Origin of the sequence: Polaromonas sp. (genome assembly GCF_012927415.1) — a bacterium.
Taxonomy (GTDB): Bacteria; Pseudomonadota; Gammaproteobacteria; order Burkholderiales; family Burkholderiaceae_C; genus Polaromonas.
Genome location: NZ_JABBPF010000106.1, coordinates 1 through 14258 on the forward strand (window position 1 = coordinate 1; position 14258 = coordinate 14258).

14 protein-coding genes are annotated in these 14258 nt (G+C 59.6%); 6 read left to right on the forward strand and 8 right to left on the reverse strand.

Annotated elements, in window-relative coordinates; all coding sequences use genetic code 11:
- Window positions 1-267, reverse strand: a 267-nt coding sequence (rplU, locus tag HHJ19_RS10645) for a 50S ribosomal protein L21 (RefSeq protein ID WP_296906972.1), incomplete at its 3' end; no start/stop codon positions are given.
- Between the two features lie 176 nt (window positions 268-443).
- Between rplU and HHJ19_RS10650 the strand changes: the two genes are divergently transcribed.
- The 5 genes from HHJ19_RS10650 (at window position 444) to HHJ19_RS10670 (ending at window position 5156) form a co-directional block, all read left to right on the forward strand.
- Complete coding sequence (locus tag HHJ19_RS10650; protein ID WP_296906975.1) at window positions 444-1427, forward strand: polyprenyl synthetase family protein; 984 nt, start codon at window positions 444-446, stop codon at window positions 1425-1427.
- Between the two features lie 292 nt (window positions 1428-1719).
- A complete protein-coding gene (locus HHJ19_RS10655) occupies window positions 1720-2667 on the forward strand; it encodes a glycosyltransferase family 2 protein (RefSeq protein WP_296906978.1) in 948 nt (315 codons plus the stop codon).
- Complete coding sequence (locus HHJ19_RS10660) at window positions 2627-3052, forward strand: GtrA family protein (protein ID WP_296907009.1); 426 nt, start codon at window positions 2627-2629, stop codon at window positions 3050-3052. Before HHJ19_RS10655 ends, HHJ19_RS10660 begins: the two co-directional genes overlap by 41 nt.
- Window positions 3053-3093: 41 nt before the next feature.
- Complete coding sequence (locus tag HHJ19_RS10665) at window positions 3094-4827, forward strand: hypothetical protein (protein WP_296906980.1); 1734 nt, start codon at window positions 3094-3096, stop codon at window positions 4825-4827.
- Window positions 4806-5156 (forward strand): hypothetical protein, encoded by a 351-nt coding sequence (locus tag HHJ19_RS10670; protein WP_296906983.1) that lies wholly within the window; start codon window positions 4806-4808, stop codon window positions 5154-5156. The genes HHJ19_RS10665 and HHJ19_RS10670 overlap by 22 nt, the downstream gene beginning before the upstream one ends.
- 595 nt (window positions 5157-5751) lie before the next feature.
- Here HHJ19_RS10670 and gspF read toward each other — a convergent pair.
- Complete coding sequence (gspF, locus tag HHJ19_RS10675) at window positions 5752-6990, reverse strand: type II secretion system inner membrane protein GspF (RefSeq protein WP_296906986.1); 1239 nt, start codon at window positions 6988-6990, stop codon at window positions 5752-5754.
- A gap of 120 nt (window positions 6991-7110) precedes the next feature.
- On the opposite strand from gspF, the gene HHJ19_RS10680 reads away from it, so the two are divergent.
- The gene (locus HHJ19_RS10680; protein ID WP_296906988.1) at window positions 7111-7287 is read left to right on the forward strand and encodes a hypothetical protein; all 177 of its coding nucleotides are present in this window, start codon (window positions 7111-7113) and stop codon (window positions 7285-7287) included.
- On the opposite strand, the gene HHJ19_RS10685 is transcribed toward HHJ19_RS10680, so the two are convergent.
- From HHJ19_RS10685 to gspK, 6 genes are all read right to left on the reverse strand, one after another.
- Window positions 7284-8693: an ATPase, T2SS/T4P/T4SS family gene (locus HHJ19_RS10685; protein ID WP_296906991.1), complete on the reverse strand. Its 1410-nt coding sequence runs from the start codon at window positions 8691-8693 to the stop codon at window positions 7284-7286. The genes HHJ19_RS10680 and HHJ19_RS10685 overlap by 4 nt on opposite strands.
- A 2-nt stretch (window positions 8694-8695) precedes the next feature.
- The gene (gspD, locus tag HHJ19_RS10690; protein WP_296906993.1) at window positions 8696-10807 is read right to left on the reverse strand and encodes a type II secretion system secretin GspD; all 2112 of its coding nucleotides are present in this window, start codon (window positions 10805-10807) and stop codon (window positions 8696-8698) included.
- 81 nt (window positions 10808-10888) lie between these two features.
- The gene (gspN, locus tag HHJ19_RS10695) at window positions 10889-11692 is read right to left on the reverse strand and encodes a type II secretion system protein N (protein ID WP_296906996.1); all 804 of its coding nucleotides are present in this window, start codon (window positions 11690-11692) and stop codon (window positions 10889-10891) included.
- Between the two features lie 4 nt (window positions 11693-11696).
- Window positions 11697-12197: a type II secretion system protein GspM gene (gene gspM / locus HHJ19_RS10700; protein WP_296906999.1), complete on the reverse strand. Its 501-nt coding sequence runs from the start codon at window positions 12195-12197 to the stop codon at window positions 11697-11699.
- Window positions 12194-13438 (reverse strand): type II secretion system protein GspL, encoded by a 1245-nt coding sequence (gene gspL, locus HHJ19_RS10705; RefSeq protein WP_296907003.1) that lies wholly within the window; start codon window positions 13436-13438, stop codon window positions 12194-12196. Before gspL ends, gspM begins: the two co-directional genes overlap by 4 nt.
- A gap of 36 nt (window positions 13439-13474) precedes the next feature.
- Window positions 13475-14258: type II secretion system minor pseudopilin GspK (gene gspK, locus HHJ19_RS10710; protein ID WP_296907006.1), on the reverse strand; the 784-nt coding region annotated here is incomplete at its 5' end.

Sequence of the window (14258 nt, forward strand, 5' to 3'; positions counted from 1 at the left end):
GTGTCCCTGGCGCTTTTGGTAGTGCTTGCGACGACGCATCTTGAAGATGCGAACCTTGTCGTGCCTGCCGTGGGAAATGACTGTGACTGTAACAGTTGCACCTAGCACCAAGGGCGTACCAACCTTGATTGAACTGCCTTCTCCGACAGCCAATACCTGGTCAATAACGATCTCTTGGCCTACGTCCGCAGCAATCTGTTCTACTTTAATTTTTTCTCCAGCAGCAACTTTGTATTGTTTGCCACCGGTTTTTATGACCGCGTACATGTAAGACCTCGTAAATTGAGTTCTGCGGACGGATTTCCACAGAGCCCACGATTTTAGCACGATGCGTAAAAAATGACCAGTCGGGCGGGTCGAGCGCAATTAGCGGAGTGGCCGCAAGCCTGCACTGGCAGTCGGGCTTTCTATAATCTCTGCACACTTAACGTCGGGATTTCTCTTTGTCTGCCAATTCCTCAAGCACCGCTGCCGCACTTGCCCTGATCGCCGACGACATGAGCGCGATGGACGTGGTCATCGCCCGCAGACTTCAATCGGACGTGCCGCTGGTCTCCGAGGTTTCGCAATACATCATTGCGGCAGGTGGCAAGCGGTTGCGCCCCGCGCTGGTGTTGCTGATGTGCGGCGCTTTGGGCTACCGCGGCGAGCAACGCCTGAACCTGGCTGCGGTGGTGGAGTTTATTCACACCGCCACCTTGCTGCATGACGATGTGGTTGATGAATCGACGCTGCGCCGCGGCCGTTCGACTGCCAATGAGGTGTTTGGCAACCCGGCAAGTGTGCTGGTGGGCGATTTTTTGTATTCCCGCGCTTTTCAGATGATGGTGGAAGTCGGCGACATGCGCATCATGCAAACACTTGCAGAAGCCACTAACGTGATTGCCGAAGGGGAGGTGCTGCAGCTCATGAACATGCATGATGCGGCGCTGTCGGAGGAAGGCTATTTGCGCGTGATCCGTTCCAAGACCGCCAAACTGTTCGAGGCCAGCGCCCGGCTGGCAGCCTTGCTGGCACATTCCTCCCCGGTCGTCGAGCAACACTGCGCCGACTATGGCAGGGCGCTTGGCACCGCGTTCCAGGTGATTGATGACGTGCTTGATTACGACGGCGATGTGGCGGAAATGGGGAAAAACCTGGGCGACGACCTGCGTGAAGGCAAGGTGACGCTGCCGCTCATCATTGCCATGCAGCGCGGCACTGACGCCGAGCGGGCGACGATCCGGCAGGCGATTGAAACCGGCGGCACCGACCAGATGGCGCAGATTGTTGCCATCGTGCAGCAGACCGGTGCCCTGCAGGCGACCCGGGATGCGGCAACCGCAGAGGCGCAGCGCGCTCTCGATGCCTTGCTAACCCTGGCCCAAAACCCTTACAGTGACGCTTTGGAACAATTGGCTTCCCAATTACTGGCGAGGCGCTCGTGATCATCAATGCAAGGCGGGGCAGAGCTTGACCAGCTGAGCGCTACGTTCGGTACGCAAAGTCTAAAGGTTCAAATCCTTTCACTCCGGCCAGTTTCTTTTCAAGGCAGACCTTGCAGAAAGGTTGGTGTAGATTAAACAATTTCGTTCCTGGTGTCGAAAACGAAATTGATGCCCCATGCATCGACCTGGCAAGTTGGGGATTATCAAAACGCCGTGCTAACAAGGCTTCAACCGGGTTAAAACGCTGCCATCCAATGCTCGAAGCGCAAGCCGTCCAAAGAAAACCAAAGCAATGCTTGAAACGTTGGATATTTCACTGGTGGTTCCGGCTTATAACGAAGCAGGCAACATTGAGCTGTTTTTGCGCATTGCCGTAGAAGTGCTTGACGCCACCGGCAGGTCGTATGAAATCATTGTGGTCAATGATGGCAGCAAAGACGACACGCTGAAGATTTTGCTCGATGCCAGCCGACGATTCCCGAGTTTGCGCGTCATCGACCTGTCGCGCAATTTTGGCAAGGAAGCCGCGATGATGGCGGGGCTTGATGTTGCGGTGGGAAAAGCCGTCATTCCAATTGACGCTGATCTGCAGCATCCACCGCAGCTCATCCCGACAATGCTGCAGCGCTGGGAACAGGGTTACGACGTTGTACTGTGCCGCAGATCATCAAGAAATACCGATCGGTGGGCGCAGCGCTGGTTTTCAACTCTGTTTTACCGATTTCACAACGCTTTGGCCGAACATGCCATTCCGCCGGATGTGGGCGACTTCAGGCTGCTCGACAGGAAAGTGGTTGACGCCTTGCGCCTTCTGCCAGAGCGACGCCGTTTCATGAAGGGCATATTTTCATGGGTTGGATTTCGCAGCACCATCGTCGAGTTCGAGGTTGAGCCTCGCTATTCCGGAAAATCAAGCTTCAGCGGCTGGAAGCTCTGGAACCTCGCCCTGGAAGGCATCACCAGTTTCTCCACGGTTCCGCTTCGTATCTGGACTTACGTTGGCGGAATTGTGTCGATAGTGGCGTTGAGCTACGCTGCGAAGGTCGTCATCACCACCATCATTTCCGGTACGGATCTGCCAGGCTACCCCTCCTTGCTCAGCGCCATCCTATTTTTGGGGGGTGTACAACTCATAGGGATCGGGGTGCTTGGAGAATATATCGGCCGTATTTATAGCGAAGTCAAGCAGCGGCCCATTTATGTCGTCCGAAGCAAACACGGATTTCCGCCCGGTGATTAAATTTTTGTCGACCCATAAAGTTCTGAAGCGGTTTTCGGGCTTCTCATTGATCGGAATTTTTAACACCCTGATTCACTTGTCCGTCGTTACAGGTCTGGTGGAGTTTTTTCACGTGTTCCCGGTCTGGGCCAATTGCCTGGCTTTCGCGGCCGCCAATTCATTTTCTTTCTGGGCCAATAGCCGCTGGAACTACGGCACGCCTTTGACCGGAGACCGCTACCGGCGATTTCTGGTGGTTTCGCTGGCAGGCCTTGCCATCACGGCGGCCTGTACTGCGTTTGCCGAAATGATGGGCTGGCATTATCTGATTGGTACCGCCCTGGTTTTTGTCGCCCTCCCGGCGTTGACATTCATGGCTCATCACCGGTGGACTTGGGCAGAATGAAAGAAATAGGTCGCCCAGCACGGCTTGACGATTTTCGGCGGGTGATTCGACGTCATGAAAACAGCGGCGCATTGATTGTCCTTGCGCTTGCCGCACTGGCTTTGCACCATGGTGCGCTGAACGGCTTTTGGCGTTTTGACGACGGAGCGCATCTTCTGTTCGCTGCCACCTATGCGCCCTGGCAGTATTTTTTACAGCCTTCCATCACGATCTTGCAGTCGTACGCCAATGTTGCGCCGTACAACGCATTTTTTTATGATGTCAATCTGGCGCTCTTCGGCATGGTGCCGCGCTGGCATTACGCGCACCAGATTGCCCTGCTGGGCGCTGTGGCCTTTGCAACATACCGGCTCATCAGGTTATGGCAAGAACCGTTGATAGCGCTGCTGGCGGCGGTGCTTTTTTTAACTGGCTTGCCGACGCTGTATGTTGCCCAGCAACTGATGACGGGCCACTATGCAACGGGGTTGCTGTTTACCGTGCTCAGTCTGCACTGCTACACCTTGTGTGTCAGGGATGGCAGCCTGCGCCTGAATCTGCTGGGTGCTGCCTTTTACCTGCTGGCGACAACCTGCAAGGAGGTATTTGTACCGCTGGTGCTGCTGCTACCCTTTCTTCCGGTGGGGAGCCTCCAGATACGCCTCAGGGCAGCGTTGCCGTATGTCGCCGTGGCCGTCGCGTACACCGCATGGCGTTATGCGATTCTGGGGCGCTTGGTGGGAGGCTATGTTGCCGTCGATATCAGCCCGGTTGAACAGATTCGGCAACTGCTCACAATTCCGTTGCTATTGGCAGGATGGACAAAAGCGGATGATGTAGTTTCTTTCCTTGAAAGACGTAGCGGCCTGAATCTCGCTGTTTTCGCCGGTGTGACGTTGCTGGGTTTTCTGGCCGCCTGGCGAAGCCGCCTTTCCTGGATGCTGATTTTTGCATCGCTGGCTCTTCTGGTGCTCCCGCTGGTGCCTTTGACCCGCTTTCCGGGATTGAATGCAGCCGACCGCTATCTGTTTTTGGTGTGGTGGGCTTGCGCTGCGCTGCTGGCTGTTTTTGTGAGCAGTTTCAGGAAGCATGGGGTCGGAGTTCCGTTAAGGCTGGCCTGCTTTGCCGCGTTGACGGGGTTGACCTTGTATGCCCAGCGCGCTGAACATGAACGTATTGCACCGCAACTGGCCATGCAGGATGGCCTTTATCAGGCTGCCCTGCATCTTGACAACCGCACTGCGCTGTTACTGCCGCCGGACCGGTCCTACTACAAGACAGTCCTGGATGGTGCACGGCAAGCCACAAGGCAGCTTGTGAACAAGTCCTTGGAACCTGCAAAGCTGATTGTTGACAGCGCTGCACTGTGCGCATTTGCCAAAGCCGGCAACACAATACTGGCTTATGAAGAGTCTTGCAATTGCACGAGGGATGTCACGCAAAATAGGGAGGAGTCGCTGGGCAAGCTCAATAGCTTTGCTGACCACGCCGTTTCAGGCCAGCCCCTTAATGCTGCGCTTTTCCTTGATCATCAACTTCTCAGCTGGAAATTTGGCCCTTACGAAGATGGCGTTTATTCCGTTCTTCTTGACGGCACTCTGACGAAAGTTCCAGCGAGCGGCCGCAAAAGCTACGCAAGCAAGCTGCCATTACGTTTCACAATTCGACACGACGCCAAAGACGGCATTATTGCCATTTCTCCACCACTTGAGTTTGAGTTGGCAAGCCATAAATCATTTGCCTGGAGCGGCTTAAGCGAGGCCATCAGGCCTTCGTGCGAGACTGGTCCGAACTGAATCGCATTCCACGCAGTTTTGCCTGCTGCCTGATCGCCTGCTATCTGTCTCAAGGACGGGGTGACCCATTTCAGTCCAGCGCACGCGCCTTCCAAATCGATATCAAAGCAAAGTCGATTAATAATTTCACCCATGGTCCGTTCGGGTGCACTGCGCAGGTTGATCAAATGCGAGCCTGGCTGGATCGTGAACCGCACGCTTCGCTCTTTTCTGTCGTGCCGCTCCACAACCGTAATCAACCCATCGTCGGGTTTCCACTTTTTAATCAGCGCAAAAAAGCAGCCGCCAGGGTTGAGGGCCTCTTGCTGGTCAAGCTGAACCGTCCTTGAAAAGCTAGCCGGCTTGTTGCGCGGAGGCATTGGGTATCCCAATGAGTCCTGTAGCCAAAGCACTTTTTTCCTGTTAAGCGCGACGTCAGCGGCAATCAAAAAAGTAGTTTTTTGGGCGTAGCGACTTTCGGGTTTCCGATTTTCTGGATCACTGGTCTGGAGTCATAGTCAAACTCCGTTGTTACATTTGGGAATTCGAGTAGGCGGGTTACGGGATCGGTGTCTGAAAAAACCGCTTTTTTTTGTTGAACTTTCGGTGGCGTGCTTAAGCCGGATACTGCAATTTGGGGTGCGCTTTTGCAAGACCGGTGCCGAGAGCGAAATTGAAAAGTATGGACGCCAGCATCAGCGGCAAATAGCTGATGTCCCAATAGGCGTAAAAACAAACAGGCTTGCTACCACCCGCCAGACTTTTCCCGCCAAAACGCTACGCCTGCGATTTGGGCCAGAAGTAAACGAAAAACGAGACCGGAAGAAACAAAAGAATGGACTGCCAGGTGTCAAACTGCCTATTTGATTGACGTCAGCTCAAAGGAAGGACTTTCCATACCATCAGGCATGATCTTGCATCTTGCCGTGGAGTCAGGCGTCCAGCCTATCTAGCCAGCTGGTTCAGCTGGATGATGGGCAGCAATACCGCCAGCACGATCAGCATCACGACCAGGCCCATCGCCACAATCAGCAGCGGCTCCAGCAGGGTCGCCAGCTGCAGGGCGCGGCGCTGCACTTCGGTGCCGAGCTGACGGGCGGCGCGATCCAGCATCAGCGGCAACTGTCCGGTCTGCTCACCCAGTCTGGCAAACATGCTGAGCAGGCCAGGAAAGCGCTTTTTATGTGTCAACGCCGAGGCCAGCGGCGCGCCTTCGCGCACCAGCACCAGGGCATCGAGCGCGTCGGCGCGCATGGCGCGATTGGACAGGGTGTCGGCCGCCGCCTGCAGCGCCTTGAGAATCGGCACGCCCGCCGCCGCCAGCATGGCCAGGGTGCCGGCAAAACGGGCAGCGTTGTAGCCCCGAGCGAGTTTTCCCAAAATCGGCAAGGTCAGCCACATGGCATCAAATCTTTCACGAAATGAGGCGCTGGTCCAAGCAATACGGCCACCTACTGCTATTGAAATAATAGCTAAGAGAATTAGCCATCCCTGGTTGCGGACAAAGCTTGCCAGCCCCAGCATGATGACCGTCAGTACCGGCAACGCACGCTTGCTGCCGGCAAACACCTGGGCCACCTGCGGCACCACGTAGCCGAGCAGAAACATGACGATGGCAATCGCTACCAGCGTCACGATGGCCGGGTACAGTGCGGCACCCACCAGCTGAGCTTTAAGTTCCTGACTTTGCTCCAGGTCGTCGGCCAGACGCTCCAGCACCATGCCAAGGTTGCCGCTGTGTTCGCCCGCGCCCACGACAGCGCAGTAGGTCGTTGAAAATTCGCGCGGGTGCTGGGCCAGCGCCGTGGCAAAAGGCGCACCGCCGTTCACTTCGGCGCGCAACCCGGCGACCAGCTGGCGCTGGGGCTCGCTGTCGGACTCCTCGGCCAGCGCGGTGAGCGCGCGCTCCAGCGGCAGGCCCGAGCTCACCAGTCCGGCGATCTGGCGCGTCCAGATGGCGAGAGCGGTAGCGTTAAAAACACGTTTGCTCCAGAGCGTTGCATTCCAGCCCGAAGCGTCGGCCCGCTTTGCCCCGCCGACCCCGGCCCCCACTAGCGCCACGGCCAGCGGCACAAGCGCCTGCGCCCTGAGCATGCTGCGGGCGGACCGGGCGGTGTCAGCTTCTATGATGCCTTTTCGGGTCGCGCCATCGGCGCTCAGGGCTTCGAATGAATAGGCGGGCATGGTGGTCTCGTTAATCAGCCCGATTGCTGACGGCCATCGACCGCAGCGCCGGGCCGCCTCAAGCGGAGTTCCGCCCCCTTGAAGGGCAGCGCATTACGCGAAGTGAAAAGCGTGGGGGCCATGAACGAAGCGCAGGGCCGTCCCAAGCGCAGTTCAGCCCCCTTGGAGGGCAGCGCATTACGCGAAGTGAAAAGCGTGGGGGCCATGAACGAAGCGCAGGGCCGCCCCAAGCGCAGTTCCGCCCCCTTGGGGGGCAGCGCATTACACGAAGTGAAAAGCGTGGGGGCCATGTTCTAGTCGCGGGTCACCCGCACCAGCTCTTCGCGCGAAGTAATGCCGCTTTGCACCAGCCGCTCGCCGTCGTCGCGCATCAGCGTCATGCCATTTTTTAGTCCCGCTTCGCGCAAGTCCGCTTCTGAAGCCTGGTGATGAATCTGCGCCCGTATGGCGTCGTTGGTCGCCAGCAATTCGAACACGCCGGTGCGGCCCTTGTAGCCGGTTTGTCCGCAACTTGAGCAACCCGTGCCTTTGCAATGAACGCATACCTTGCGCACCAGCCGCTGCGCCAGCACGCCCAGCAGCGAGGAACTGAGCAAAAACGGTTCAATACCCATGTCGGTCAGGCGAGTCACCGCGCTCGCGGCATCGTTGGTGTGCAGTGTGGCCAGCACCAAGTGGCCGGTGAGCGAGGCCTGAATGGCGATTTGCGCGGTTTCGAAATCTCGGATCTCACCGATCATGATGACGTCCGGATCCTGGCGCAGGATGGCGCGCAAGGCCTTGGCAAAATCCAGGTCGATCTTTGCGTTGACCTGAGTCTGGCCGACACCGGTCAACTCGTACTCGATCGGGTCTTCGACCGTCATGATGTTCTGGCGGCGCGTGTCGAGTCGCTCCATGGCGGCGTAAAGCGTAGTGGTTTTGCCCGAACCGGTGGGACCGGTCACCAGGATGATGCCGTGCGGCTGTGCCACCAGGTGTTCGAAGCGTGACAGCACGTCGCCCTGCATGCCGACGGCTTCCAGGTTCAGTCGATCGCCGCTTTTGTCAAGCAGGCGCAGCACCGCGCGTTCGCCGTGGGCGCTGGGCAGGGTGCTGACGCGCACGTCCACGGCCCGCGTGCCAATGCGCAGCGAGATTCGGCCGTCTTGCGGCAACCTTTTTTCCGCGATGTCGAGATCGGCCATGATTTTCAGGCGTGAGATCAGTGCGGCGTGCAGTGCGCGGTTGGGCTGCACCACATTGCGCAGCGAGCCATCGACCCGAAAGCGCACGCTGGAATGGCGCTCATAGGGTTCGATGTGGATGTCGCTGGCGCCGTCTCGCGCGGCTTGGGTCAGCAGGGCGTTGAGCATGCGGATGATGGGGGCGTCGTCCGAGGTTTCGAGCAAATCCTCGATCGCAGGCAGCGCTTGCATCATGCGCGAAAGATCGACGTCGCTTTCGACTTCGCTGATCACCGTCGCAGCGCTCGATTCGCTCTGCGCATAGGCGGCGCTGATGCGCTGCTGCAGCAGCTCCGGAGCCTCGGTTTTGACCTGCTGCACGTCGAATTTTCGCATCACCTCGCTCAGCCCTGCGGCAGCGCCCTCGGCGTCGAGGCTGTGCAGCCATAGCGTGAGTTCGCCGTCGTGCGCTTCGAGCAGCAGCTGCTGGCTACGTGCAAATGCATAAGGCAAGGGATACTGCGCAAGGGTCGGCATGCTTATCTTCCGGTCATGGGCGGTGGCGCGGGTTGTACCTGCTGTATGGCAGGTTGGGTAACCGGCGGGGCCGGCATGAGCGCGGGCAGGACCGGAGACTCATTGACAGGTAGCAGGTTGCTGTTGACCGGCTGCGCCTGCTGTTGCCTGGTGCGCATCATGTCGTAGCGGTCCATCGACAGGGCGTTGGTAGCCGCGGCATCGCGCACCACGACCGGCCGCAAAAATACCATGAGGTTGGTCTTTTTGCGACTGCGGCTTTCAGACTTGAAGAGGTTGCCAAACAGCGGCACGTCACCCAGCCCCGGCACCTGGTCCTGATTGCCCGAATACTCGTCCTGCAGCAGCCCGCCCAGCACGATGATGGAGCCGTCTTCGACCAGCACATTCGACTCGATGGAGCGCTTGTTGGTGATCAGCCCGGTGGCTGAGTTGACCGAGCCCGGCTGCACGCTCGACACCTCCTGAAAGATGGCCATCTTCACGGTGCCGTTTTCGCTGATTTGCGGCTTGACCCGCAAAGTCAGGCCGACGTCCTTGCGCTCTATTGTCTGGAAGGGGTTGACGCTGCCGTTGCCTCCGCCGCCGCCGCCGGTGTTTGTGAACTGCCCGGTGACGAAAGGCACATTCTGGCCGATGACAATCTTGGCTTCTTCATTGTCCAGTGTCAGCAGGTTGGGCGTTGACAGGATGTTGCCAGCGCCCGTCGTCTGCAAAAAGTTTGCCAGAAAGCCCAAAAAATACACGCCGTTGCTACGTGCTGCCACGCCAAGGTTCAGGCCCGCGCCGGGTGCCACGGGGGTGCCACTGGCGGCTGCGAAGGCCGACTGAATAATGTTTTTTCCACCGCTACTGAAGTTGGTGCCCAGCAGACCGATCAGGCTGTCGCCCTTGCCGCCTATGGGGCCTTGCCACTGGATGCCGAACTCGGCGGCCTTGTCCATGTTGACCTCGGCGATCAGGCTTTCCACATAAACCTGGGCGCGCCGGGCGTCGAGTTTTTCGATCACCGCGCGCAGCTGGCGGTATTGCGGTTCAGATGCCGTGATGATGAGGGAGTTGGTGGCCGTGTCAGCCTGAATTTGGCCGCCCGTCGATGGCCCGGCGCTGGGCGTGACAGGAGCGGTTGCGCTGTTTTGCGCTGCGCCGCCCGCGCTGGCTGATGTCGCACCGGCGCCGAGCGCATTGACCGGGCTGCCAAAGCCACTGGCGACTCCCTGGCTGCCGGAGCTGGTTGCCGAATTTCCTGTCAGGGCCGCGCGCAGCACGGTCGCCAGTTTGGTGGCATCGGCATTTTTCAGGTACACCACATAAATGTTGCCGGCGGCGCCGTTGGGCCCGTTCAGCAAGGGTTGATCGAGGTTTTGCACCAGCGATTTGACCAGCCCCATGCGCGCCGCGTTGGCCGTGCGCACGATCAGCGAGTTGCTGCGCGGCTCTGCAATGACAGTGGTTCTATAGCTGGCTTCAGCCGTCGCCACCGTTCCCGGCGTGCTGCTTTCCAGCAGGCGCGTGACAAGCGGCGCGATGTCGGTGACGGATACGTTCTTGACGGGAATGATCTCGACATCGGTGGCGTTGGCCACATCGAGGGCTGCAATGATGCGGCCCAGGCGGTTCAGGTTGTCGGCGTAGTCGGTGATGACCAGCGTGTTGTTGCCGGGATTGACATTGATCGTGTTGTTGGGGCTGATCAACGGACGCAGTATGGGCAGCAGGTTGTTGGCGTTCTCGAAGTCGAGCTTGAAGATGGTGGTGGCGATCTGCCCGCCCGACAGCGGTGCTTCGGTGGAGACGGCGCCACCCTGCAGCTTGGCCTCTGCTTCCGGCACGATCTTGTCCAGACCGGCAGTGTTTACCACTGTAAAACCCTGCAGGCGCAAGGTTGCCAGAAACTGGCTATAGGCCACGGCAGGGCTGACCGGGCGTTCGGTGGTGAGGGTGATCGTGCCCTTGACGCGCGGGTCGACCACCACATTGCGCCCCGTCAGGGTGGCCATGGTGCGCGCCACGGCGTCGATGTTGGCATTGACGAAGTTGAGCGTGACGGGTTCGCCGCGCTTGGGGGCAGCGGCTGGTGTCTGGGCCTGAGAATTTGAATGAAAAAGCGCCATGGTCCATATTAAAAGGGCACAGCTTGCTATCGAAGTTATAGCGACTTGACGGGGTTTTGAGATTGAAAGTTTCATTCGGCGTTAACCCACGTTGATAATGGAGCGTGCGCCGCTGCGCCGTCCAATGATGTTCAGGAGATTGGAAAGTGCCTCTACGGTCTCTGGCGTGGCGCTTGCCACGCCACCGAAACGCAGGTGCTGGCCCACCCACTGGCCCTGACCGGTGAGTTGCAAACTGCCGTCCAGGGTCTTAACCTGTATGGTGGAGCTGGGCCCACCTTGCAGGGTGACACGATAGCTGCCCATGGGCTGCAGGGTGGAAAGGCGTGAAGAAATCTGGGTCGCGTCAAGCTGGACGCGCCCTGCCAGGCTGAGCCGGCCCTGGACCCAATCTGCCTGAAAACCAGCGGTGGAAGCGACGAGTTGACCCTGGGCCTGCACCGTGTTCCAAGGTGTTCCCAGACCAGCCAGCAGCCCTGCCGGCCAGCTCGACTGGCCGTCAGCCAGTACCAGCCTCACACCGCCCCAGCCCACGGGCGTCACACCAAGATGCAGGGCTTTCGGTGTGCAGCATTCGGCGGTCAGTTGCAGGGTCATGCCAGTCAAGGCCGGACGGATGCGCCAGGCAAGGTGGCCAGGCAGTGCTGCCTGGTCCCGGCTGCCCGGGCCGCCCGAAAGCACCAGTTGAGCCGAACCTTGCCAGAAGCTGCCGCGGGGCGAGAACAATGTTATTCGCTCGCCGCTTGCCTGCTGCACCAGCGCTCCCAGCCAGCGGGCCGGGGCAAACAGCAATAGCGCCAGCAGCAAACCTGTCAGCGCACCCGTCACCGCCCAGCCCCAAGGCGCAGCAGCGGAGTCCGGGGGCAGTGGTGCTGCGTGTTGCATGGTCTTAGCGCTGGGGCAAACCCATCACAAGCACGCCGTTCCAGATGGCAGCGCCAGTGGCCGTGCCACGCACCAACCGGGCCTCCAGCGGTACCGAGCGGGCATTGACACGTGCCTGTACCAGCCACTGTGCCAGTGCGTCGGCCGAAGCCCCTTTCAGGGTGACGCTAGCCCGATCTCCCGCCACATTCAGCTGTGCCGAGGTTCCCAGCGTCTGTTTGGTGGCGGCGGTGAGCGCCCGCAGCGCGTCGTCAAACCCGAGCGGGGGCTGCTTTTGCAGGGATTGCGCTTGTGCCTGCAGTGTCTGCATGCGCTGGAGTTTCGCGTCAAGGACTTTGGCTTGCGCATCGGCCGTGCGCAGCGTGGTCAGCGCGGGTGCAAGGATGAGCAACCACAGAAGAGTAGCCAATACCAGCCCGAGCGCCAGCCGGACCAGGTTTTTTTCCCGCTCCGCGAGCTGGGTCCAGCGCGCAGTTACTGGCTGGAATGCATCGAGCAGGCTCATGGGCGGCGCTCCTCTTTCAGAATCAGGCTGTCACCTTCAAGCCGGGCACTGTAGCCTTGGGCCAAAAGCCGCGCAGAAATGCCGCTCAACCCGGGAGCAGCCGCATCCAGTCCCTTTACCCTGAGTTCATCAGCTATATATTCTATAGCTGATGGTGCAGGTATGTCAGGAGCTGCAGCTTGAAGTTGCCCCAGCATGGTCTCCATGTCGGCGGGTGAGGCGGCACCGTTGCGGCGTTGCAGACCAGCCAGCGAGCGTGCCATTTGCAAGGGTGCATCTACCACCACCCGCACCTCCGGGAAGGTTGCCGTCAACGTGTTGCCGATGGCTGTGCGTTTGTCCGCCAGCGCTGATCGCGCTTTCCAGGCCCAGGCCTGAAGGCCTGCCAGATTAACAACCAGCAGCAGCAACGTGGCCCAGCGCGCCGCACGCCATCTCGGTGCCTGCAGCAGGGCATTGCCAATCGCTGACAAGCGTTTTCGGATGCGCGCATGGCGGTTGTAAAGCAGATCAAACTGTGCTAAATCCCAGTCGGACTGCGCCGCTGCCAGCCAGCGCTGGGAAGGCGTCTGCAAGGTCACAGGCGTCTTGAAATAGTCTTCCGCCAGCGCTGCAACCGCCGGTTCTGCCACTAACGGAGCGCCTTCGGGCCAGACCATTAAAGCCGCTGTAGTCGACGAAAGCGGCAATACCGTTACGCCGTCCTGACCGGCAAGCACCAAGCGGGCTTTTTCTGGCGTCCCCATGATATGAAGTGAGGCACTGCCGCCGGTGTCGGCAGTGCTTGCCTGGGCTGGTGCCAGTTCTGGCACGATGCGCGCAACGGCACGTCCGGCCTGTTCCAGCTCGGCCAGCCAGGCGTGCAACCACGCCCGATCGCAGGCTGCCACCCATGCGGAAGTCCCCGAGCGGGCTTGTGGTTCAAGGGCAAAGTGCAGCTGCGCTGTTTCGTCCAGCACCCGATCTTCCAGCAGCCCGTCAAGCACGGACCGCAACCGACCCGCGCCGCCGTTCTGAAACAGGCTCCTGCTGATGGCGCCCTGGGGCAGTTCGACCTTGTGCCAGGACACGCGCGAAATTGGCACTATGGCCACGATTTCCCCGCCTGAAGGCGAGGGCAGCAGCGCCACCGTTGTTTCCACGCGGCTCAGCACGGCAAGTCCGTCATCAGTCAGCACACCCTCGCAGGGCGTCGCCGCCGTGGGTAGCGTCGGGGGGAGGGTGACGATCAGGGTGGTCATGGTCGAATTAGTGCGCCATTGTAGGGGGCTGGCCCCTCATTCTGGTGGCCCCCGATCACGCCACAAGGTCTTCACCTCCAGGCCATCGCGCTGGACCACCGAGTGTTCCTCCACTATCGACTGGTCCAGCCGAAGGCGCCCGCGCACCTCGAAAAAGCGTGAACTTACGCTGTGTTGAGCCTCATTCAAAGGAGATTTCTGTTCTCCAATCAGCGCAGTGACATCGGCCAGCGTTCTAAAGTGGCGGGTCTGCCGGCTGCTCACCAGTCGTTGGGCCTGGGCCATGTCCAGCGACGGAATGCTGGCGTACAGCCCGGTGGCGCTGGCTGTATTGAGGTTGACAGCCGTGCGCGCGGGCAACAGTGTGATGAAGGGCCGCAGGGTGGCAAGGCTGGTGGGCGACAGGCCGAGCCATACCAGCTGGTTCACGCGCTGCGGTATCAGGGATGAGCTGCTACTACTGGCGCTGGTGGTGATGTCAAGCGCAAGCCGCAAATTCTCGGCCATTGCCGCGAGTTCGTCCGGCGGCAGGGCCAGCTGCTCAAACAGTTTGGCGAAGGCGCGCAATGCGAGTTCGGACACCTTGCCGCCTTCTACCAGATTAAACACGTTTAGCCGTGCCTGCAGGTCATTGATCGAGCCGGACAGGAATGCCTGGGAGGCGCTGTTCTCACTGTCGGAAAGGTTGCTTTTGTCGGAAGCCAGAAAAGTAGAAAGCCGGGCTTCCTCCAGCGGTACGGCCCAAGGTTCAGCCAGATGATCGGCCCCGCCGGCGCGCGCGTCCTCGCGCAGGATCAGGCGCGCCCAGTCCAGGGCGCCC